Below are 22,615 nucleotides of genomic sequence, written 5' to 3' on the forward strand. Positions count from 1 at the left end.
AACCAAAAAAACGATTAACCAAATTAACAATAATGATATTATATAACGTTACCACAAACATACATGAAAGCGTTCACGATCAATGGATGATTTGGATGCAACACAAACATATTCCTGAAATTCTGGCTACAGGGAAATTCTCTTCGGCAAGAATGGTACGGGTTTTAATTGAAGAAGAAATGGGCGGAGTAACCTATTCGGTTCAATACGCAACGGACAGCAAAGAAACTTTGGAGAAATACTACCAGGAAGATGCACCAGCTTTTCGCGAAGAAGGATTGAAATTATTTGGAGATAAAATGCTTGCTTTTAGAACAGAATTAGAATTGATTGCAGATTATTAAAAAAGTGTTCAGAGTTCGGTTTTTTAGTGTTCAGATTAGAAATCTGAGAATCTTGAAGTCGTAATTTGTGATCTCCAATTTTAAAAAAAATATAAAATACTTTGTGCCTTCGTGGCAAAATAAAAAACATGGAAAAAGTAACAGCCAAAAAACACCTCGGACAGCACTTCTTGAAAGACGAAAGCATTGCAAAAGACATTGCTGACACGTTGAACTTAGAAGGATATGATGATGTATTAGAGATAGGTCCGGGAATGGGAGTTTTGACAAAATATTTGTTGGATAAACCGGTGAACACCTATGTTATTGAAATCGATACGGAATCAGTAACGTATTTGGACCAAAATTATCCAAAATTAAAAGACAGAATCATATCTAAAGATTTCTTGAAATACAATATCAACGAAATTTTCGAAGGGAAGCAATTTGCAATAATTGGGAATTTTCCGTATAATATTTCGACACAAATTGTATTTCGAACCTTGGAATATCGCGATCAGATTCCGGAATTTGCAGGAATGTTCCAGAAAGAAGTAGCGCAACGTATTTGTGAAAAAAAGGGAACAAAAGCCTATGGAATTTTGTCGGTTTTAGTACAGGCCTTTTATGATGCGGAATATTTATTTACGGTAGATGAAAATGTTTTTATTCCACCACCAAAGGTAAAATCGGGTGTTTTACGTTTGCGCAGGAAGAAAGATTACAGTTTACCTTGCGGCGAAAAATTGTTTTTTACCGTAGTGAAAACAGCTTTTCAACAACGACGTAAAACGTTACGAAACAGTTTGAAAACCTTAAATTTGTCGGATAGTTTGAGAGAAGATGAAATTTTCAACCTTCGACCAGAACAATTAAATGTAGAACAGTTCATAGAACTCACCCAAAAAATAGAAGCCGATGGAGTTTAAAATCAGCAAAGAATTAATTCAGGAATTAGAGCAACTCATTCAAAGTAAAGACGACCAGCAACTGGGAGTGTTATTGAATGATATGCACCATGCTGATATTGCTGAAATTCTGGATGAGCTTGATTTTAATGAAGCGACCTATATTTTTAAAGTATTAGACAGTGAAAAAACTGCCGAAATTCTTCTTGAACTCGAAGATGATTTGCGGGAAAATATATTGAGCAGGCTTTCGCCAAAAGAAATTGCGGAAGAATTAGATGAGCTGGAAACCAATGATGCAGCCGATATTATTGCGGAGCTTTCTAAAGATTTGAAAGCCGAAGTAATATCAGAACTTCAGGATGTTGAGCACGCCAAAGACATTGTTGACTTATTGCGTTATGACGAAGATACCGCAGGTGGAATCATGCATAAGGAATTGGTTAAAGTCAATGAAAATTGGAATGTGCTTACTTGTGTAAAAGAAATGCGCATTCAGGCCGAAAATATCTCCAGAGTCCATTCGATTTACGTGGTGGATGATGAAGACCGATTGAAAGGGCGTTTGTCACTTAAGGATTTATTGACTACTTCTTCCAGAACAGCAGTAAGTGATGTTTACATCCGAAAATTAAACTCGGTAAAAGTAGATACCGAAGATGTTGAGGTGGCCCGAATCATGCAAAAATACGATTTAGAAGCCATTCCTGTAATAGATGAAATGGGACGATTAGTAGGAAGAATTACCATTGATGACATTGTGGATGTAATCAAGGATGAAGCCGATGAGGATTATCAATTGGCAGCAGGTATCTCGCAAGATGTGGAAGCGGATGACAGTATATTTGAGCATACAAAAGCACGGTTGCCTTGGTTAGTTTTGGCACTTTTGGGTGGTTTTATCTCCGTAAAAGTACTGGGCTTGTTTGAAGGAGCGATGTTCGAACATGGGAATTTATTCTTTTTCACCCCACTTATTGCCGCAATGGCAGGAAATGTAGGCGTACAATCCTCGGCAATTATAGTACAGGGTTTGGCTAACAATACGTTGAGCGGATCCTTGTTTAGCAGACTGATAAAAGAAGTGTCACTGAGTTTGTTAAACGGAGTGATTCTGGCCACGATATTATTTTTAGGAAGTCATTTTCTGTTGAATGTCGAAATCATCATTGGAATTATTGTTACCATAGCATTGGTTTCAGTAATTATTATTGCTTCGTTAATAGGGACTTTTATTCCGTTATTACTGGATAAATTTGGGATTGACCCCGCACTGGCAACCGGACCGTTTATCACAACCAGTAATGATATTTGCGGAATTCTGATTTATTTTTCGATAGCAAAAATGATTTTGGGGTTTTGAAAAAGTGAAAAGTGAGGAGTGAAAAGCGAGAAGATAATAACTTTTAAAAATAGACAATCCATCAAATTATATTTTTTAGAAACAAACGTAAAAAACTATAACCATACAACCAACACTTTCCCATATCATCCATTTCTTCGGAGAGTCCCGAAGCTTCGGTAAGGGAGAGGAAAACCACAACCAGCATGAGAGTACACATCATTGGCGGAGGAAACTTAGGCGTTTCTATCGCATTAGGACTATCAAAATTTTCACCAGAAAACCAAGTCACCATAACCCGAAGAAACACATCCAGCATTCTGTATCTTGAAAAATTAGGTGCTACGGTTTCCACCAATAACATCCATCAGATTCAGGAAGCCGATGTCATTATTTTAACCATAAAACCATACCAAGTAGATGTTGTTTTGGATGAAATTCTTCCTGTAATTTCCAATAAAATCATCGCTTCGGCAGTGAGTGGATTGTCCATAGAAAATTTACAAAAGAAGATAGGCGATTTGAATAGCGCTGTCCGAATCATGCCCAATATTGCGGCACAGTTTGGCGCATCAGCAACCTGTATTGCGTTCCATGAAAAAGACAAAGAGAAGGCGCAAGACGTAGTTTCTCTTTTTCAGAGTTTGGGAACCGCTCCTATTATTGACGAAAAATTAATGGATGCAGCAACCGTTCTTGCGGCCAGTGGAACCGCTTTTGCGCTGCGTTACATTCGGGCTTCAATGCAAGCCGGAATCGAAATAGGATTTGACTGGCAAACCGCCTTGGCAATCTCTGCGCAAACCGTAAAAGGCGCTGCCGAAATGCTGCTGGAAGAAAAAGTACATCCGGAACAATTAATTGACCGTGTCACCACACCACAAGGCTGCACCATAGCCGGATTGAACGAAATGGAAATGCACGGATTCAGTTCGTCCTTGATACGAGGAATCAAAACGTCGTTGAAACAAATCAAGGGGTAAACCTCATTTGGGCGTGCCCCCATTAAAAAAAGGGTTTTATCAGCTAACCGTTGATAAGACCTTTTTTTAATGGCGTCGGGCAATCCGCGCTAGTTCGGTAGCTTGCTTTTATCCCTCACGCGGAAAGAATTGACTTGTTTACATATTTTCACATCTGAAATCAAAAATCGTTACCCGAGCCTGAAAGAGCGAACAGGCGAAGCAATCAAAAATCTGTAATCATTCGTCATAGCTTTATTTATAAAATCATTTTTAAAAATCGATTTATTTGTAAGTAATTTATAATCAATGCTTTGATATTGTTATTTTTTTAAAACATGCGTATATTTACGGTTGCCTGCAATACACATACGAACCAAAATGCAATATTGTGAAACTGAAAATAAAATGAAATCACATGAAAAAATTAATAATAATTCTCATCATATTTCTTTTTGGATCCTATACTGTTTACTCGCAAAAAGTGTTTGACACACACATCCATGGAGAGACAAATCCTGATATTCAAATGCAACAATTAGAAACTTCGGGTGTTTACAAAGCTGCAATCAGTTCTTCATGGGATTTGCAAAATACGTACCGAAATAAATTCAAAATGGAATTATTACATGGATTAATGTTGCCATGTCCAAAAGGGAAAGTACCATATAGTAATCAGCTTTGCTTTTCAAACGGAAAGGAATTACCCGATATTAAATGGGTAGAACAGCAAATTAATGATGGCAAAATTGATTTTATAGGGGAGATACTAAGCCAGTATTATGGGATTTCACCATCGGATAAATTGCTATATCCTTACTATGCGTTAGCAGAAAAATACAATCTGCCAGTTGGCATTCATACAGGTTTAGCAGGTCCAAATCATGGATGCCCAAATTTTAGAGTGGGTTTAGGCAGTCCAATCTTAATGGAAGATTTAATACTGAAATTTCCAAAATTAAAAATTTGGATAATGCATTCTGGATATCCTTTTATCGAGGAAACGGTTGGTATTATGAGCGTTTATTGGAATGTGTACACAGATATTTCTGTTATTGCAAATCCAGACAATATTCCTTACAAAGATTTTTATGCTACAATGAAAAGATTAATAGATGCTGGTTTGGAGAACAGATTAATGTTTGGATCAGATAATGGAGATATCAAACAAGTGATAGAATCTGTAAATAAACTTGATTTTTTATCATCGGAACAAAAAGAAAAAATATTTTATAAAAATGCAGAACAATTTTTTGGAAAACCTAAAAAAAATTAAAAAACTCAGTTTCGAAAAGTGTTTATTTTATAAGCTGCGCAAATGTCTCTGACTTTGCGCAATTTTTTTAATTAAAGCTCCACAAATATTGATATTTCATATTTGTATAAACACTCAAATAAATACTATATTTGAAAAAAAACTACCATGAAAAAACTACTTCTTTTAACTCTTATTTTAATTTCAAGTTATACTGTAAACGCTCAACAAGGCAAACAAAAACAAGTTCTTAAACATGTTGTTATGTTTGGTTGGAAACCCGGTACAGATGCAGTAGCAATTGATAAAGTGGTAACTGCTTTTGGGAACTTGGAGCATAAAATCAAATTGATCAAAGCGTATGAATGGGGAATTAATAACAGTCCTGAAAACTTGAATAATGGTTTGACACATTGTTTTGTGTTGACTTTTAGCAGTGAAGCTGATAGAGATGCGTATTTGATTCATCCGGATCATAAAGCTTTTGTAGCTGTTTTAAATCCAGCGCCAGAGAAAGTTACTGTAGTTGATTATTGGACTAATAAGTAAACAGAAATCGAGTTAAAAGATTAAAAAACGAGTACAGACTAAATGAAAAAAGTAATAATAGTCCTGATTTTAGCATTCAATCTAAATGCAAACGCTCAAGAAGTACCAGTTGAAAAATCAATTTTTGGAATACAAACCGGATTTGGAGTACACACCGGAATTTGGTTTAACAATGAAAGCAAATTGTCAAGTAGCATCGCATTACGAAGTGAAATTGGTCTTGAAAAGGATTTTACGGTTGGAGATCATTACGATGGCGCCGGTTTTATTTTGCAACCGGTACTAACTGTAGAACCAAGATATTATTACAATCTGGAAAAAAGGAATGTAAAAGGTAAAAAAACAGCCAATAATAGCGGCAATTATGTTTCAATCAAGACAAGTTATCACCCGGACTGGTTTGTGATTAATTTAGCGGATAACGTAACCAAAACGGCTGATTTAGCTATTGTTCCCACTTGGGGTTTAAAACGCCAAATAGGAAATCATTTCACTTATGAGACTGCTTTAGGGTTTGGGTATCGTGTGGTGTATTTGAAAGAGAATTCAGTTAATGGTAATGTGCAGAATGTAGATGGAGCGTATAATAGAAATCAATACATTCCTTATTTGCATATAGGAATAGGATATGCCTTTTAGGAAAAAATAGTTTAGATTTCTGCCAGAACCATATAACGGCACTTTAACCGTTTGGCAACCAATAAATAATCTCAAGATGAATCAGAGCACAATTGTAGTCAGAATGTCTAAAAGTAGTGGAGTTTATAATAAATCTAATCGTTATATGTTGCGCATAGCCAATGAAATGGATTGTGAGATGAACAACAACAACAACAACAACCGGAAAGAATATATTGTTTTACCCGGAAAACATAATATTGAAATTGGTGATGGAATTTCTTTTCAAACAGAAGAAATACTACTTAAGGAGGGAGAAACGAAAGTACTGACCATAAATCCAAGTCTTACGTACAATCTTGGATTTGGGATGCTAACAGGAATGGTAGTAACAGGTTTGATTATTCAATTTGCAATACTTCAAAAATTTTCTTCTGTGATGATTATTTCATTTATGCCATATTTATTCATTAAGAAAAGAAATTTCAAAAATAGTTTTGCGATAAGTTATTCAAAGTAAAAGCTGTTACTACGCATCAAAAAAAGCCTGTTTAATATTACTTAAACGAGGCTTTTTTGATTAAATTAATTGTAATTAATATTATTGTGTTATTTTTTTGCTCTTGCAGGTTTCAAATTAAATTTTAACCATAAGAAACCAATGGTTCCGGCAATGAATGAAGCAATTAGAATCGCAATTTTGGAATACGTGATTACTTCTTCTCCGTCGTTTTTAAAAGCAAGAAGCGTAATAAAAATAGACATTGTAAAACCTATTCCGCCCAGCATTCCTGCGCCTAGAATACTGCTCCATTTTAGATCTCTTGGCAGCGTACAAATTCCTAAACTAACCGCCAGTAGTGAAAACAACCAGATTCCCAATGGTTTTCCCACAACAAGCCCTAGCATAATTCCAATTGTGTTGGGATGATTCAATCCCTCATGCCAATCTGAATTTATAGCAATGCACGTATTTGCTATGGCAAACAAAGGAAGAATAAAAAACGCCACTGGTTTGTGTAAAAAATGCTGTAATCGGTACGAAGATGTTTTTTTGCCTCCATTTCCAAAAGGAATTACAAAGGCTAATAATACTCCGGTTATTGTCGCATGCACTCCTGAATTTAGCATGAAATACCACATCGCTGCTCCACCAATCAAATAAGGAATAAGACTGTGTACTTTTCTTCGGTTCAGGATAAACAAACCACCCATAATAGCAAAAGCGATAAATAAATTTAGATAAGCAATAGTGTCCGTGTAAAATATGGCAATTACCATAATAGCGCCTAAATCATCGATTACGGCAAGCGCAGTCAGGAATACTTTCAAAGATGTAGGAACACGATTTCCTAAAAGTGACAGGATTCCAATAGCAAAAGCAATATCTGTCGCCATAGGGATTCCGGCTCCATTTTGTGTGATAGTTCCAAAATTAAACAGTAAAAAGATTCCGGCAGGAACAACCATTCCGCCCAAGGCTCCAAAAATAGGTAAAGCCGCATTTTTTATACTGGATAGTTCTCCTTGGTATATTTCACGTTCTAATTCTAAACCAATGAGTAGAAAAAAGATAGCCATTAAACCGTCATTGATCCAATGTGTTATGGAATGGCTGCCAATATTGGTTTCCCAAAATGCAATATATTCGGTTTGAACGGGAGAATTGGCTAATAAAAGAGAGAGTATTGTTACAAAAAGTAATAAGAGTCCACCGGCTTTTTCGCTTTCGAAAAAAGCGTTGAATGTTTTCGTTAATTTCATTTTTCGGTTTTCATTTATTATAAGCATACGATTTATAATAAAAATTGAGAAGGCTAATTTACGATTTTATGAGCTAATTTTCTTTGATAAAACAATAAACCGTAATTTTTTTGTTAATTTGAAGTATTAAAAAAGTACATTTTATGGACATCAAAATCCTTCATATCGATAGTAATAATCCCTTGCTTTGGGATCAATTGCAACAGTCCGGATTTATAAATCATAGTGATTTCACATCTTCAAAAGAGGAAATTGAAGCTAAAATTCATGAGTATCAGGGAATTGTTATCCGAAGCCGTTTCAAAATTGACAAAACATTTTTGGACAAAGCTACTAATTTGCAATTCATTGCACGGGTTGGGGCAGGATTAGAAAGCATTGATTGCGATTATGCAGAGTCCAAAAACATTACGCTTATCGCTGCTCCTGAAGGAAATAAAAACGCGGTGGCCGAACATGCATTGGGAATGATTTTGTCCCTTTTTAATAAATTGAACCAAGCCGATAATGAGATACGATCAGGGCATTGGAACCGTGAAAGCAACCGTGGTCATGAACTCGACGGAAAAACAGTAGGAATTATCGGTTACGGAAACATGGGAAAATCATTTGCCAAAAAACTACGTGGTTTTGACGTGGAAGTGTTGTGTTATGATATTCAGGAAAATGTTGGTGACGCCAATGCGAAGCAGGTTTCATTAGCAGAATTCAAACAAAAAGTGGATGTAGTAAGCCTTCATATTCCTTGGACTCCCGAAACAGATAAAATGGTCGACAGTAATTTTATCAGTGGATTTGTAAAACCTTTTTGGATAATAAATACCTCTCGGGGTAATAATATTGTCACTGCCGATTTGGTTGCTGCCATGCAATCCGGTAAAATTCTCGGTGCTGGTTTAGATGTTTTGGAATATGAAAAATTGTCTTTTGAAACCCTTTTTAACGATAAAAATACACCGGAGGCTTTTCAATATTTATTACAAGCTAAGAGTGTGATTTTGAGCCCGCATATTGCAGGTTGGACATTCGAAAGCCATGAACGGTTGGCGCAAGTTATAGTTGATAAAATAAAAACAAAGTATTTTGGTCAAGCCAAAGATACCGAGCCGGAGAAACGGGTTACGGGAATTGGCGGTTTCTTTTTTAAATCAAAAAATCCTAAAGAACTGGTAGCTTGGTACGGAAAACATTTGGGTTTAAAAACGGATCAATATGGTTCCACTTTTTGGTGGAAAGACAAAGAAGGAAACGATTGTTCTACCCAATGGTCACCATTTGCTGATGACACCAATTATTTTGCGCCAAGCGAGAAAGAGTTCATGCAAAACTTCAGAGTGGATGATTTAGAAAAATTATTAGAAAAATTATCGGATGAAGGTGTAACAATTGTGGGTGATATGGAGTCTTATGAGTATGGAAAATTTGGTTGGGTTCTGGATAGCGAAGGAAATAAGATAGAACTTTGGGAACCAATCGATACAGCATTTCAATAAATTTTTATATTTCAATATTTACTAACTTAAATTTAACCAAACCAAAATGGAAGAAATCGTACAAGAAACTTGGAACACTCCAAGGAAACCTATTCCCGTATTTAAAGTAGATCCAGTATTAGTATTAATTTTTGGGTTTTTAACCTGTGGATTGTATTTAATCTATTGGAATATTAAAGTTGCAGAGGTTTTTAATGCAGTTTCTGAGCGAGAAGTTATCTCACAACCAATCGCCATATTTGCCGGTTGTTGCTATCCTGTAAATATTTATTTCTTTTATTTAGCGGGTAGAGACGGACTTCCGGATGTATATCATAGGTCTGGTTCAGCTCAAAAAGATGATACGGTTTTGTTACTTATTTTAGGGCTTTTCTTTCCAATGATTGCTGCAATGATAGTTCAAAATGACATCAATAAATTATACAATTAATACTAAAGAGAAACGTAAAATTTACGGGATTATAGGCGCTATTCTAACGCTGATGATTCCGTTTTTTTTAATGTTTTTCAATGGGGATAATCATCTTGAGACCGATCAGTCTTTGTGTCCTTTCAAAATGATTACAGGTTTTCCATGTCCAGGTTGTGGGATTACGAAATCATTGGTTTATTTTTATCAAGGAGATTGTTACAAGAGCATAAGCTATCACATATTGGGCCCTTTTGTAATTGTATTTAGTGTTGTCAGTATTGTTATATTGACCATGGAATTAATCACTAAAAAGGAGTATTTTAATACGGTTGTGTACAATAAAAGATTGGCATATGGTTTGGGTTTTTCCCTTGTTGGGTATCACATTATAAGGCTGATTTTCTTTATAAAAAACAATTCTTTAGATTCCATTTTGAAAGAGTCTATCTGGAGATAGACTAGAAATAAAAAAAGAAATCCCGTTCTAAGTAAAGAACGGGATTTCTTTTTTTATTTCAATTTGGTATTAATCTTCTTTGTCATTTAATTTTCGTTCCAGTTCTTTCTGGAACTCTTCCATTACGGGCTTCATGGTGCTTTCCGGAATGTCTGCAATCCGGATGTACATTAATCCATCAACAGCATTGTTAAACAACGGATCGACATTAAAAGCGACTACTCTTGCGTTTTGTTTGATGTATTTTTTAATCAAGACTGGTAAACGCAAACTTCCTGGTTCCAACTCGTCAATAATTTTATCAAACTTATTCAAATCCGATTCGGTTTCATTGAAAATGAAATCTTTGTCGGCATCTTTCAGTTTTACTTTATACGCTTTTTTGGGATGAACGTATTGTGCAATGTAAGGATCATAGTAATTCGACTTCATGAATTCAATCATCAGTGATTTTGAAAAATCAGAAAATTGATTGCTGATACTCACGCCACCCAATAAAAATTTATGCTCCGGGTAACGTAACGTCGTGTGAATAATTCCTTTCCAAAGCAAGAAAAGCGGCATTGGTTTTTGTTGGTATTCTTTGATGATAAAAGCGCGACCCATTTCTATGGATTTGTGCATCATATCATGCAATTCTGGTTCAAATCGGAACAACTCATTGAGGTAAAAACCGTCCATTCCGTATTTTGGATAAATTTGTGAGCCTAATCCCATTCGGTATGCGCCTGCAATTTTCTTTGCTTCGTCATCCCATAAAAACATGTGATTGTAATACTGGTCAAATTTATCTAAATCAATAGACTCATTGGTTCCTTCTCCAACTTCGCGGAAAGTAATTTCTCGAAGTCTGCCTATTTCGTGTAGAATATTTGGAATTTTAGCAGCTTCAGTAAAAAAAACTTCGTAGTTTTTGCTTTGCAAAAGACGACAATCCGTACTTCTTAAAGCATCTACTTCAGCTATCATTTTCTCACTATTGGCTGGAGTAACGATTTTTTTCGGGCTTTTAGGAAGTTTTAAATTTGGAGTCGTCAGTAATTTGCTTTCTTTTTCGAAAGGATTGGCGAGCATGTATGTTTTCTTTCTCAAAAACTCCGAATATTCCTCTATCGTTGCGTGTTCATTTTGTTCGTTTACGGAAATAGATTTTCCAATACGAACTTTTATCACACGATGCTTTTGGCTGAACACTTCCGAAGGTAGTTTTGCTGTTCTAAAAGTACCGCTTATCTTAGAAAGTAAATAAAATAATCGACTGTTTTTAGCATGAAAATAAATAGGAACAACAGGAACTTGGGCTTTTCTAATTACTTTAATAGCGCCTTCTTCCCAAGGTTTATCCACCATTAATTTCCCGTCTTTATAAGTAGAAACTTCTCCCGCAGGAAACATTCCTAAGGGTTTTCCGTCGCTTAAATGACGCAGAGTTTCTTTAATTCCTACCACACTTGACTTAGCATCCCTGTGATTTTCAAAAGGATTCACGGGCATGATGTATTTCTTGAGAGGGGCAATTCTATGCAAAAGAAAATTAGCGATAATTTTGAAATTAGGTTCTCTTTCGAGCATTAATTTCAATAATAAAACACCGTCAATTCCTCCCAACGGATGATTTGAAATGGTGATATAAGCACCTTCTTTTGGTAAACGTTTTAAATCCTCTTCAGGGATTTCGAATTTTATTTGTAAATCATCTAATACTCCATTTAAAAACGCAACGTCTTTTAAATGTTTATTTCTGTCGTATACTTTGTTTAAGGTAGAGATTTTTAGCACCTTCATCAGCATCCAGCCAGAAAAAGTCCCCAGAACTCCGTACTTATCTGCATTTATTGCTTTTGCAACTTCTTTTGCGGTTACTAAACCCATGTGTTTTTTTGTTTTTTTTGAGCAAGAAACAAAGATAGCAAAAAACTCCATTTTCTCTCTTTTTCTGAATCAAACTTCTACTTTTTTGTTACATTTGAAACCCACATACAAACAATATAATTTTCCGATAAAATAAAAAAGTGGGTTCCTGACAACCGCAGGAAAAAAATAATTTTTCGGAAGAAATTCAAAAAAAAATTTAATGAGAATTATTTCATACAACGTCAACGGAATCAGAGCCGCCATTTCAAAAGGATTTATTGACTGGTTACAACAAGCAAATCCTGATATTATTTGTCTTCAAGAAATTAAGGCAACCGAAGACCAAATCCCGGTAGAAGATATCGCAAAAGCGGGTTATCCATACCAGTATTATTATTCGGCAACAAAAAAAGGCTATAGCGGCGTGGCTATACTTTCTAAAATTAAACCCAATAATGTCGTTCATGGAACCGGAATTCACCACATGGATTTTGAAGGAAGAAACCTTCGAGCTGATTTTGACGGTTTTTCAGTGATGAGTTTGTACTTGCCATCGGGTACAAATATTGATCGATTGGGCCATAAATTCACGTTCATGGATGATTTTCAGAGCTATATCAACGAACTTAAAAAAGAAACGCCAAACCTAATTATTTGTGGTGATTACAACATTTGCCACGAGGCAATCGACATCCATGATCCTATCAGAAACAAAAATGTATCCGGGTTTTTGCCGCAAGAAAGAACTTGGCTCGATGGATTCATGAAGTCCGGATTTGTGGATAGTTTTCGCCATTTCAACAGTGAGCCGCATCAATATTCGTGGTGGAGTTACCGCGCCGGAGCCAGAGGAAACAACAAGGGTTGGCGTATCGATTACAATTTAGTCAGCGATTCTTTAAAACATAAATTAAAAAGAGCCGTTATTTTATCAGATGCTGTGCATTCGGATCATTGCCCAATTTTGGTAGAAATCGAATAACGTTTTCAGAGCTATTTCCCGCTATCCGTTGCAATCTTGTTGTTTTTAAAGAAAAAACAACAAGGATTTTCGCTTTTATCGGGGCTAGGGCATTCGAATACAATTTGAATTTTTGCTTTCAAAACAACATTAGAAACAACATAAATACAAACAAAAATGATTAAAAGAGTTTCCATCGGATTAGTAGTATTGGCGCTTTCAACCTCCTGTGTATCCAAGAAAATATACAACGACTTAGAAAGTAAGTTCACCGATTTAAAAAAAGAAAACAGAAGTTTAGCAGATGAAAATGCCGATTTTCTAAAATCTAAAAATCAATTAGAATTAGACCGAGACGGTTTAACATCAGATTTGAGTAAATCCAAAGCGGAGCTGGATAAACTGAAAGCAGATTATGCAGCGGCTCAAAATAAATTCATAGTCTTGCAGGATTCCTACGCTGCTTTAGAAAAAAATAGCAGCGATGCTTTGCAAAGCAACATGAAAAAAAATCGTGATTTGCTGGATCAATTAGACGAGAAAGGAAAAGCATTGGCATTAGAACAAGAACGTCTGAACAAGAGTGGACAACGTTTGCAAGAATTGGAAGATTTGATTGCTGCCAAAGAAGCCAGCATGAAAAAACTAAAAGAGACCTTGTCTAAAGCCTTGAACAGTTTTGAAGGAAAAGGATTGACAGTCGAACAAAAAAACGGAAAAGTATATGTTTCTATGGAGAACAAATTACTTTTCAATTCCGGAAGTTGGGCGGTAGGTTCCGAAGGAAAAAAAGCAGTAATTGAAGTAGGTAAAGTTTTGGGTGACAACCCTGACATATCCGTACTTATTGAAGGTCATACGGATGATGATGCTTTTACGGCTTCCGGTCCAATTGAGGATAACTGGGATTTATCGACCAAAAGAGCGACAGCAATAGTTGCTATTTTGAGCGAGAACAAAAAAATTAGCAAACAAAATCTAACGGCCGCCGGAAGAGGAGAGTTTTCACCTTTAGCAAGCAATTCAACCGCTGACGGGAAAGCTAAAAACCGTAGAATCGAAATAATTCTTACGCCTAGATTAGATGAAATTGCTGAAATGCTGAATGAGATAAATTAAACTTTGTCCAAAGTCGAAAGTCATAAAGTCATAATGAATCACCTATGACTTTATGACTTTTGACTTTATAACTTTATGACTTTATGAAATATACTACTTTGCCAAATACTGATGTGAAAGTCAGCAAAATTTGCCTTGGAACGATGACTTTTGGACAACAAAATACAGAAGCTGATGGTCACGCCCAAATGGATTATGCTTTAGAAAACGGAATCAATTTCTTTGATACAGCCGAGATGTATTCGATTCCATCGCGTCAGGAAACCTATGGAAGTACGGAGAAAATCCTTGGAACCTGGTTCAAAAAAACAGGCAAAAGAGAAGAGATAGTTTTGGCATCCAAAATTGCAGGACCCAATCCAAATTTTGGTTACATGAGAGAGAAATTAGATTTCTCACCAGCCAGTATCAAGTTTGCATTGGATCAAAGTTTACAACGCTTACAAACGGATTATATTGATGTGTACCAATTGCATTGGCCGGAACGTAAAACCAATTATTTTGGGCAACGCGGTTTCAAAGTCCAGGATGATGCTTGGGAAGATAACATTCACAATGTTCTCGAAACATTAGACGGTTTTGTCAAAGAAGGAAAAATAAACCACATCGGACTTTCCAATGAAAATCCTTGGGGAATTATGCGTTTTCTGGAGGAAAGTAAATACAATAATTTGCCAAGAGTAAAAACGGTTCAAAATCCGTATTCCTTATTAAACCGACTTTTTGAAAATGGTTCTGCTGAAATTTGCCTGAGAGAAAATGTGGGTTTATTGGCGTATTCGCCGATGGCTTTTGGGGTTTTGTCCGGTAAATTCCTTACTGGCGAAAATCATCCAAATGCCAGAATCAAGTTGTTTCCGCAGTATTCCAGATACAACAGCGCACAATGTACCGAAGCTACTCAATTGTATCAGGAAATCGCCAAGAAAAACGGACTGACTTTAACAGAATTGTCTTTGGCATTCATAGCCCAACAGCCGTTTGTAACCAGCACAATTATTGGCGCAACAACATTGGAACAATTAAAAGAAAATATTGATACGATTCAAGTGTCACTTTCGGATGAAATTCTGAAAGCTATTGATGAGGTGCAAGCTGTGATTCCTGATCCGGCACCATAAATTAAGAAACCCTGTCAGAGTTTAGAAGTCTTGCAGGGTTATTTTTTAGCATTAAAGATCAAATTCATCATCAACGGATAAAGAATCCACTTTTATTTGCGTTGAATCTTGTACTTTGAATTTGATAAAAGATTTTGCAGGTCCTGAAATCAGTATTGGTAAGGACTTGTAAATAGTGTCTTCAGGAGTCAAAAGTCCTCTTCGAAACATAATATTGGTCAAGAACGATTCTTGTTTTACAGCAAAATCTTTCAACATCCCCTGATCGTTGAACTGATACATAAATTTTTTAGGACTTGGGATAATTCGGGCGAGATACAAGCATTCATTCAGCGATAATTCTGAAGGTGTTTTTTGGAAGTAAAACTGACTTGCTTCGTCAATTCCATATACATTTGGCCCCCATTCGATAATATTAAAATACACTTCAAGCATACGCTCTTTACTCACAATTCGGTTGTTTTCCAGAATATAGACCAGTAGGATTTCTTCCAGTTTACGGGATACTGTTTTCTCCCGACTCAGAAAAGCATTTTTTACTAATTGCATGCTGATGGTGCTGGCGCCGCGTGAAAACTTTTTGGTTCTTATGTTTTTGACTATGGATTGTTTGAATGCTTCGCTGATGAAACCACGATGCGAAAAGAACGATGGGTCCTCAGTAGTCAAAACCGATTTTCTTAAATACGGTGAAATTTGGTCTAAAGGCGTATAATTTGGATTGGATGCGCCAATTAAAACCGGGCGCTGCAATACATTTTTTATAAGTGCCCGATACACAAATTCGCCATTGAGTTTGTTGAGATTGGCTTCGCCGTATTTTGTGATTTTTAGATTTTCTTTTTTCAATTTACTGTCAAAAACAAGCTGATTGGGTTTGTTTTGGTTGAAGGCAAAATCCAATTTGTAATCAAAATTACCTGTAGCTTCCATTCCCTGAAAGTGGGTAAATAAACCGTCAGGAAGCGAAGTAATAAAGTCCTGCGCTTTCATTTTTGGGAGGATTACTTTGAGTTTGTAAATCGTATCTTTTTCAGTTTCGTAAGCCACGTAGGGATGAAATTTTATTTTATTCAACTGAACCGTTGAGCTGCTGTCGATAGAAATAAAATCGGAACCCAATAAGAATCGGTAATCAAATTTAGCATTTTTAAGAATAACATCTTTACTGGCAATTTTAGGATGGTTGATTTTTAAATTGGCAATAGCCATTAACCCATCAATGTGCAGTTCATCACCATTTTTATCGATGTTTTGAATACTCAATCGGATAGAGTCAAAACTTGATTTCAGGTTGAAACGCTCGTCTAAATAGGGCATTTTGATTGCGCCTGTATCCATATTGACGAAACGAATATCCGCTTTTTTATTTCTTGGATCGGCAAATCCTTTGATTTTCCATCGTTGTGAAATGGTATTGGTTTGAACTTTAATGGAAGTTTCTAGTTGTTTGTTGACCAATCGCAGTTTTTGGAAATTGATGGTTGCTTTTTTTCCGTTATCATTGAGTCGAAAAGACAGATTATCCAGTATCATATCCGTCGGAACTAAATTCAGTGCTTTTGAGATGATTCTATAGGCAAACTGGGCGTAATCTCTTTTTTCGTCGCGTATTTCTGTTTGATTGTCTTTTTTTAGAAAAGCATCAAAATTTCTCACTTTCCCTTTTTTTACTAACTGGATAAAACCGTTCTGAACTTCTAAAGTTCCAAGTTGAACATCGCCCGTTATGAGATGCCATAAATTAACGCTGGTTTTTAATTTTTGTATTTTAAAAAGAGTGTCTGCGTTTTTTGGAACCAGTATTATTTCGGTAAGATTCAGTCCGGACAAGCCGTCAAAAGAAGCTTTTTTTATCGTAAAAGAACTGTTGTAATCCACTTCCATTTCATGGGAAACTTTTGCTATTGTTTGTTGTAAAACGGCATCTCGAAATATATAAAAAGCAATAATTAAAGTGACAAACAATACAAAAAGTATTTTTGTGGCGAGCATTATTTTTTGTTTTCCGGTTTTCATAAACAGTCTGTCATCAGATAGAAATCAATGATTATTATCAGTAAAGAAAAGGAAAAACTAGTATAGATATAATTTTCTGGTGCTATTTAGGACTTTTTTGTGTCTTTTCATTTTTAAAAGCATAAAAAAACTACAACAGTTTTGAAGTTGTAGTCTTTTAAATTTGCTTTTAGTTAAATTATCGCAATATGGAGCTAATTCAATGATGTAATTAGACATTCAACTATGAAATATAAAATTTCTTAACCTTAGCCACAATCTCATTTACCGTCATTTTGTCTGCTGTTTCAACTGCTTTTAGTTTATTGGCAAATAATTTTTCGTCCTGAATTTTTTGCTCCAGTCTTATCTTTGCTTCAGCCGGACCAAAGACAAAGAGTTCATCTGCTCCTTTGACGTAGGCTAATACTTCTTTTATAAAGAAATCCATTTGTTCTTTTTTTCGATTTTCAAATTTTGTCTCATTGTTACCATGATGAACTCCGGAAAAGGTTCCTTTGTCGCCTTCCTTATCGTGGTAAACTCTGTTTTCAACATCAGAGTCTATTTCGGAAATTTTTTCGTCTTTATTCCCTTCAAGAGTGACAATAATTGCCTTTGAGGTGTCTATCCAGATGCCGGTTTGTCTTTTCATGTCTTTGCTATTTTAAATTAAAGTAGATTATTTGAATTCTATTTTTATTGAAACAGAATCGCGCTCAGTTGACTAATTAGAACGTGTTCTGATTTGTTTTTTCCTGAAAATGAAGAAGCTATAGTGTTCGCAGTTTTTAGGATTAAGGCATTAATCTCTGGAGTAAACAAGTGTTGATGTTCTTGTTTGAAAATTTTAAAGTCAGAGATCACTTGTTCAAATTCCCATTCATTGGCGACAAGCCAGTCAAAAACAATTTCGATTTCATAAGCAGTGTCATCACCAAATTCATTAAAACTGTTTTCAAGCGGAAGCCATTCGGTTTGTATGATTTGTTTTAGTTTCTCAATTTCTTCTTTATGAATGGTTTTGTCTATGGCCGCAATAAAATAGAACACTTTGCCTAAGTGTTCGTATAAATGAGTCATAGTTTGGTGTGATGGTTTCATTATGTTTTCCGTAAAACATTCTTAAACATAAAGTTACGAAAAATAATGAGTCTCATTCCTGATTTCTTATTTATTATTTAAAATAAGAAATAAATAAGGTGAATCATGGAAACAGAAAAAGTACTATTTTATTTTTGCATCTAGAAAAGACAACAGATTGTCTGTTTCCTGTTTTTGATTTGCATATTTTAATTGAAGTTCAGAACCTTCGACCATTCTATTATAGTATTCCAACGCTTTCTTTGCAAAGAAGCGTTTGTGAAAATCAGAAAGTTCAGGGATTTGAGGAAATTTTTTATGAAAAAGCATTTCATAATAGGCTTGCCATTCCCTTTCGTTTTTGTCTTCAATTAAGTTTTCTTTCGTTTTTTGGCTTACGTGAATCATTTCATGCGCCAGAAGATTGAGCATTAATTCCAGCGGATATTCGAATGTGTTTTCAGGAATTCGGATGATTTGGGGTTCGCCCAAAACGCCTTCGGTTGTCATCAGGATAAACTCCGGTTTGGCTTTTTCCCTTAATTCGAAGCCCTTAAAATTGGGATCTTCTAAACCATATTCTTGTATTAAAAATTGGGCAGCAGCAATGGTTTCTCCAAGTTCATGAAAAGTGTTGACGATTTGTAAGTGTTCTCGAAACGATTTCATTTTTTATTGTGTTTTTAAAATCATCCAAACAATTCACTCGCCACATCTTCAATTTTGGTTGCAAGTCGGACTTTGAACTTTACTTTGTAACTATTTATATTTTCTGCAACCGTGAACAAAGTTATGAAAATAAAACATTCACCTTACCGTAAACCAGCAATTGCGTGTAACCGCTGTTATAGGCTGTGGTTCTTGTGGATTTAGTTTTTTTATTATTCCAATTCAAAACTAACGATTACATTTCCTGAACCTAATGCAGTTGCCAAACCTGTTACATCATCTACCATTCCTAATTTTGCGTAGCTGTAAGATGTTGAATGAGTTTTGTAAAATAACACGAAGGTTTTTGAGCCAAACAACATCAAGTCTCCATTCTTTATTGTTCCCGAATTTGGTGAGTTTGTGGGAAGATTATTTGGTAAATCGTAATATTTTTCGTTTCCGTTCAACTCGGTCATATTGATGGTCAAAGGCAACATTTCCTTGAATGCTTTTGCCGAATTATTATCCAAAAGGGTAGCTGTAAAGGTTTGTGAATTGACCGTTATTTTCATTTTTCCATTTGACATAGTGTTGTTGTTTTCCGTGTTGATGTTGTCGTTTTCCTTATTACAAGACGATGCACTGCTGATGAAAACTGACATAAAAGTCAATAGAATTAAAAAAGAATGTTTCATAATCCTGTTATTATTTCAAATGTTCTTTAAAAAAAATTTCCAGTTTATCGAAAGGAATTTTATCTTTTTTATCGTATAAATCCACGTGGTCAGCATTGGGAACAATTACTAATTCTTTTGGCTGGGAAGCCAGTTTGTAAACATCTTCGGAATAATAACGTGAATGTGCATTTTCTCCCGCAATCAACATAATCGGACGAGGGGAAATCATATCAACATTTGTCATCATCGGAAAACTGAAAAACGACATTGGTGTTGTAGCAGTCCACGCTGTTGTAGAATTGATAGATCTCGGATGGAAGCCACGAGGTGTTCTGTAATAATCGAAGAATGCAGCTAAAACAGGGTCTGGATTTTCAGGCAAAGTTTCAGGAAGTATACGCTCTCCTTTCAAGAGATTGCCATTTTCATCAAACGGTACTTCGTGATAACCTATCGCATAACTACCATTTCTTGCATCTGTCCAACGTTGCTGGCTTGTGTAATCAATAACTTTTTGACGTTGCTCCCTCGTATAGCTGTCTTTGTAGCTACGGCTTATGCTGCGGGACATATCGTACATTGAAGCCGTGGCAACTGCTTTAATCCTGCTGTCGTTGGAAGCGGCAGTAAGTGCCATACCACCCAAACCGCAAACTCCCACTACGCCAATGCGATTACGGTCAACTGTCGGCAATAGACCGATATAGTCCACCGCCGCACTAAAGTCTTCTGTAAAAATATCGGGGGAAGCTACATTACGGACTTCCCCGCCACTTTCTCCTGTAAATGATGGGTCAAAAGCTAATGTAACAAAACCAAGTGAAGCCAACTCGTTTGCATAAAACCCAGATGATTGCTCTTTGACTGCACCAAACGGACCACTTACTACTAACGCAGAAAGTTTTTGATTTTCAATATTCTTTGGGGTATATAAATCCGCGGCTACGGTAATTCCGTATCGATTTTTGAAGGTTACTTTTTGACGTGTTACTTTCTCGCTTAATTGAAAAGTATACTGTTCTGTTGTATTCATTTTTTTAGATTTTGATTTTCCGTTTTGTGCAAATGCTTGTCCTATTACGACGAGCAACAATGCTAATACCAAGGCTTTTTTCATCTTTATAAAATTAAATTGTTTTTAAAATTTTTGCAGGAATTCCACCTACGATGGTATTGTCAGGAACATCGTTTGAAACGACAGCACCTGCAGCTACGACAGCATTTTCGCCAATCGTTACACCTTGCAAAATGGTAGCATTTGCACCAATCCACGCATTTTTTTTGATGTGAATGGGTTTAGGAATTAAAGAATGTCGGTTTTCGATTGAAGTTGGATGTCCTTCCGACAACAGACTTACTTTCGGTGCTATCATTACGTTATCTTCTATGGTAATTCCTCCCAAATCTAGAAAAACACAATCGAAGTTGATAAATACATTTTTACCAATTTTGGTGTGTTTTCCGTAGTTGATGTGCAACGGTGTAAATACAGTTACGCTTTCGTCAATTTCATTGTTTGTAATTTGGCTTAGAAAATTTCTAATTTCATCGGGGTTTGACGAATTATTCATCTGAACCAATAATTTTTTAGTTGCAAACGAAGCCTCCCGCATTTTATGCGCTTCCTTGTCGTTCGCAGAAATGGTTTCTCCATTTTTTAGTCGCTCGAATATATTTGTTGTTTGCATAGTCTTATTAATTTACAATGCAAAGTTAAAAATAAAGCCTCGCAATTATTTTGTTGTGAGGCTCAAATTACTTTTCTCTAAAGCTCAATTTTAGATTTCAGTTGGTGAAATTCCGTATTGCTTTTTAAATGCTGTTGAGAAATGAGAAGGGTTTTTAAATCCAACTTCCATATATACATCTTGTATTTTTTTGCCTTCTTCTTTTAGTTTTATATATGCCATTTCCAGGCGTTTTTTTATCAGCCATTTTTGCGGTGTGAGGTTGCTTATTTTCTTAAAATCTCTTTTGAATGTCGCCAAACTTCTTCCTGTAAACGAAGCGATTTGCTCCATTGACAATTCTTCCATATAGTTACTGTTGAGGAATTCTAAAAGGTCAATTTTCCAAGGTTCGGCAAAGTCAAAAAGTATTGGGTAGAATAGTTCGTTACTGTTCAGTAAAGCATAAATTCCTTCCAACAATTTCAAATGCGTAACGCCTTCCGTTGGTTTTATGTTGCTGTCAAAATACGGTGTGAGTGATTGAAAAAGGCTTTCTATCGCAGGACTTGGCTCTAATTTGAAGACAGTTTTATCAGAAATTTTTACACCTTTCGGAATTTCAGATTTGTTCATTTTGCTGTAAAAATCCCGAAGCACATTACGATTGAATGTCAATGAAATACCTTTGTACAAATCTTCGCCTTTGCTGTTTTTGTACATTTTCAAGCGGTGGTCTCTTCGGATAAAAGCACAATCGCCAGCCTGTAACTTTATCTTTTTATTTCGGTCTTCAATAATTTGTTCGCCCGAATACAAGTACACCAAAACGTGTTCAGGCGTTGCATGAATACACTTTTCGCTGTAATCAGCAAAGCACGAAAGAAAGATTCCGGAATAGCTTATCGTCTTTAATTTATCCTCTTGTTGCACGTCCATGATTTCTATTGTTGCGTTAGTAACGTACAAAAGTAAAATTTATATTCCAGTATTACTTTGTTGTAAGGTTCATTTCACCTTTCCGTGAGGCTCAATTTAAATTGCCGGACCGTTGGTTTGCAGTGTCGTTTTATCATAGCCTATAACTTGCATATTATAGCTACAAAGTAGTAACTAGAAACCCTTTATTGGTTAGATTCCTCTATTCAGTAGCGCATACTAAACGAATATATAAATGATATTTATCAAAAGTATTGTTTGTTTTATAGATTATTTGTGCGGTTTAGTATTTAGACTTAACTATGCTGATATAATGAATAGAACTCTAAAAGAATTTAACCGCTATAAAGCTTATGATAATTCCTATTACAATTAAGAAAAAAATATTTCTACTCCATTTTTCTTTTGATTGCTCTTCCTTTAAATTTGTTGTGCAAAATTTAACTAGTAGCCACCAAAGTA

The 22,615-nt window shown here is 35.6% G+C and carries 24 protein-coding genes; 14 read left to right on the plus strand and 10 right to left on the minus strand.

The window, feature by feature from the left end:
* Positions 1 to 32: 32 nt before the first annotated feature.
* The 8 genes from E0H99_RS02905 to E0H99_RS02940 all read left to right on the plus strand — a co-directional run bounded on the left by E0H99_RS02905 (position 33) and on the right by E0H99_RS02940 (position 6,477).
* A complete protein-coding gene (locus E0H99_RS02905; protein ID WP_131990995.1) occupies positions 33 to 344 on the plus strand; it encodes a DUF4286 family protein in 312 nt (103 codons plus the stop codon).
* 128 nt (positions 345 to 472) lie between these two features.
* Positions 473 to 1,252, plus strand: a complete 780-nt coding sequence (rsmA, locus tag E0H99_RS02910; protein ID WP_131990997.1) for a 16S rRNA (adenine(1518)-N(6)/adenine(1519)-N(6))-dimethyltransferase RsmA — start codon at positions 473 to 475, stop codon at positions 1,250 to 1,252.
* Positions 1,242 to 2,594 carry a magnesium transporter gene (mgtE, locus tag E0H99_RS02915; protein ID WP_131990999.1) on the plus strand — a complete coding sequence of 451 codons (1,353 nt, stop codon included), beginning with the start codon at positions 1,242 to 1,244 and terminating at the stop codon, positions 2,592 to 2,594. Before rsmA ends, mgtE begins: the two co-directional genes overlap by 11 nt.
* A 185-nt stretch (positions 2,595 to 2,779) precedes the next feature.
* Positions 2,780 to 3,556 (plus strand): pyrroline-5-carboxylate reductase, encoded by a 777-nt coding sequence (gene proC / locus E0H99_RS02920; protein ID WP_131991001.1) that lies wholly within the window; start codon positions 2,780 to 2,782, stop codon positions 3,554 to 3,556.
* Positions 3,557 to 3,953: 397 nt separating this feature from the next.
* Positions 3,954 to 4,811, plus strand: a complete 858-nt coding sequence (locus tag E0H99_RS02925; RefSeq protein WP_131991003.1) for an amidohydrolase family protein — start codon at positions 3,954 to 3,956, stop codon at positions 4,809 to 4,811.
* 147 nt (positions 4,812 to 4,958) lie between these two features.
* Positions 4,959 to 5,339 (plus strand): Dabb family protein, encoded by a 381-nt coding sequence (locus tag E0H99_RS02930; protein WP_131991005.1) that lies wholly within the window; start codon positions 4,959 to 4,961, stop codon positions 5,337 to 5,339.
* 42 nt (positions 5,340 to 5,381) lie between these two features.
* Positions 5,382 to 5,978, plus strand: coding sequence for a hypothetical protein (locus tag E0H99_RS02935; RefSeq protein WP_131991007.1), 597 nt, complete (start codon positions 5,382 to 5,384; stop codon positions 5,976 to 5,978).
* A 76-nt stretch (positions 5,979 to 6,054) separates the two neighbouring features.
* Entirely contained in the window at positions 6,055 to 6,477 is a 423-nt protein-coding gene (locus E0H99_RS02940; RefSeq protein ID WP_131991009.1) for a hypothetical protein, read from the plus strand.
* Between the two features lie 89 nt (positions 6,478 to 6,566).
* Here E0H99_RS02940 and nhaA read toward each other — a convergent pair whose 3' ends face one another.
* A complete protein-coding gene (nhaA, locus tag E0H99_RS02945) occupies positions 6,567 to 7,721 on the minus strand; it encodes a Na+/H+ antiporter NhaA (RefSeq protein ID WP_131991011.1) in 1,155 nt (384 codons plus the stop codon).
* Between the two features lie 143 nt (positions 7,722 to 7,864).
* Here nhaA and E0H99_RS02950 point away from each other — a divergent pair, with 143 nt between their 5' ends.
* Genes E0H99_RS02950 through E0H99_RS02960 form a run of 3 tightly spaced genes read left to right on the plus strand, consistent with a single transcriptional unit; the run spans position 7,865 to position 10,083 of the window.
* Positions 7,865 to 9,214 carry an NAD(P)-dependent oxidoreductase gene (locus tag E0H99_RS02950; protein WP_394346054.1) on the plus strand — a complete coding sequence of 450 codons (1,350 nt, stop codon included), beginning with the start codon at positions 7,865 to 7,867 and terminating at the stop codon, positions 9,212 to 9,214.
* Positions 9,215 to 9,260: 46 nt separating this feature from the next.
* The gene (locus E0H99_RS02955; protein ID WP_131991013.1) at positions 9,261 to 9,644 is read left to right on the plus strand and encodes a DUF4234 domain-containing protein; all 384 of its coding nucleotides are present in this window, start codon (positions 9,261 to 9,263) and stop codon (positions 9,642 to 9,644) included.
* Complete coding sequence (locus E0H99_RS02960) at positions 9,619 to 10,083, plus strand: DUF2752 domain-containing protein (RefSeq protein ID WP_131991015.1); 465 nt, start codon at positions 9,619 to 9,621, stop codon at positions 10,081 to 10,083. Before E0H99_RS02955 ends, E0H99_RS02960 begins: the two co-directional genes overlap by 26 nt.
* A gap of 69 nt (positions 10,084 to 10,152) precedes the next feature.
* On the opposite strand, the gene E0H99_RS02965 is transcribed toward E0H99_RS02960, so the two are convergent.
* Positions 10,153 to 11,955 carry a GNAT family N-acyltransferase gene (locus E0H99_RS02965; protein WP_131991017.1) on the minus strand — a complete coding sequence of 601 codons (1,803 nt, stop codon included), beginning with the start codon at positions 11,953 to 11,955 and terminating at the stop codon, positions 10,153 to 10,155.
* 202 nt (positions 11,956 to 12,157) lie between these two features.
* Between E0H99_RS02965 and E0H99_RS02970 the strand changes: the two genes are divergently transcribed.
* From E0H99_RS02970 to E0H99_RS02980, 3 genes are all read left to right on the plus strand, one after another.
* Positions 12,158 to 12,919 carry an exodeoxyribonuclease III gene (locus tag E0H99_RS02970; RefSeq protein ID WP_131991019.1) on the plus strand — a complete coding sequence of 254 codons (762 nt, stop codon included), beginning with the start codon at positions 12,158 to 12,160 and terminating at the stop codon, positions 12,917 to 12,919.
* Positions 12,920 to 13,075: 156 nt separating this feature from the next.
* Complete coding sequence (locus E0H99_RS02975) at positions 13,076 to 14,017, plus strand: flagellar motor protein MotB (RefSeq protein WP_131991021.1); 942 nt, start codon at positions 13,076 to 13,078, stop codon at positions 14,015 to 14,017.
* An 83-nt stretch (positions 14,018 to 14,100) separates the two neighbouring features.
* A complete protein-coding gene (locus E0H99_RS02980) occupies positions 14,101 to 15,138 on the plus strand; it encodes an aldo/keto reductase (protein ID WP_131991023.1) in 1,038 nt (345 codons plus the stop codon).
* A gap of 51 nt (positions 15,139 to 15,189) precedes the next feature.
* Here the strand turns inward: E0H99_RS02980 and E0H99_RS02985 are convergent, their stop codons facing one another.
* The 8 genes from E0H99_RS02985 to E0H99_RS03020 form a co-directional block, all read right to left on the minus strand.
* Positions 15,190 to 17,157, minus strand: a complete 1,968-nt coding sequence (locus E0H99_RS02985) for a transglycosylase domain-containing protein (protein ID WP_131991025.1) — start codon at positions 17,155 to 17,157, stop codon at positions 15,190 to 15,192.
* A 223-nt stretch (positions 17,158 to 17,380) separates the two neighbouring features.
* Positions 17,381 to 17,791, minus strand: coding sequence for a hypothetical protein (locus E0H99_RS02990; RefSeq protein WP_131991027.1), 411 nt, complete (start codon positions 17,789 to 17,791; stop codon positions 17,381 to 17,383).
* Positions 17,792 to 17,835: 44 nt separating this feature from the next.
* On the minus strand, positions 17,836 to 18,219 hold the full coding sequence (locus E0H99_RS02995) for a hypothetical protein (RefSeq protein WP_131991029.1): 384 nt from the start codon (positions 18,217 to 18,219) through the stop codon (positions 17,836 to 17,838).
* Between the two features lie 144 nt (positions 18,220 to 18,363).
* Positions 18,364 to 18,888: a hypothetical protein gene (locus E0H99_RS03000; protein WP_131991031.1), complete on the minus strand. Its 525-nt coding sequence runs from the start codon at positions 18,886 to 18,888 to the stop codon at positions 18,364 to 18,366.
* Between the two features lie 212 nt (positions 18,889 to 19,100).
* Positions 19,101 to 19,565 (minus strand): cyclophilin-like fold protein, encoded by a 465-nt coding sequence (locus E0H99_RS03005; RefSeq protein WP_131991033.1) that lies wholly within the window; start codon positions 19,563 to 19,565, stop codon positions 19,101 to 19,103.
* A gap of 10 nt (positions 19,566 to 19,575) precedes the next feature.
* Positions 19,576 to 20,664, minus strand: coding sequence for an alpha/beta hydrolase (locus E0H99_RS03010; protein WP_131991035.1), 1,089 nt, complete (start codon positions 20,662 to 20,664; stop codon positions 19,576 to 19,578).
* A 10-nt stretch (positions 20,665 to 20,674) separates the two neighbouring features.
* Positions 20,675 to 21,235, minus strand: a complete 561-nt coding sequence (locus E0H99_RS03015; RefSeq protein ID WP_131991037.1) for a DapH/DapD/GlmU-related protein — start codon at positions 21,233 to 21,235, stop codon at positions 20,675 to 20,677.
* 90 nt (positions 21,236 to 21,325) lie between these two features.
* Positions 21,326 to 22,183 (minus strand): AraC family transcriptional regulator, encoded by an 858-nt coding sequence (locus E0H99_RS03020; RefSeq protein ID WP_240723431.1) that lies wholly within the window; start codon positions 22,181 to 22,183, stop codon positions 21,326 to 21,328.
* Positions 22,184 to 22,615: the final 432 nt, after the last annotated feature.

Origin of the sequence: Flavobacterium sp. GT3P67, from assembly GCF_004349155.1 — a bacterium.
Classification (GTDB): domain Bacteria; phylum Bacteroidota; class Bacteroidia; order Flavobacteriales; family Flavobacteriaceae; genus Flavobacterium; species Flavobacterium ranwuense.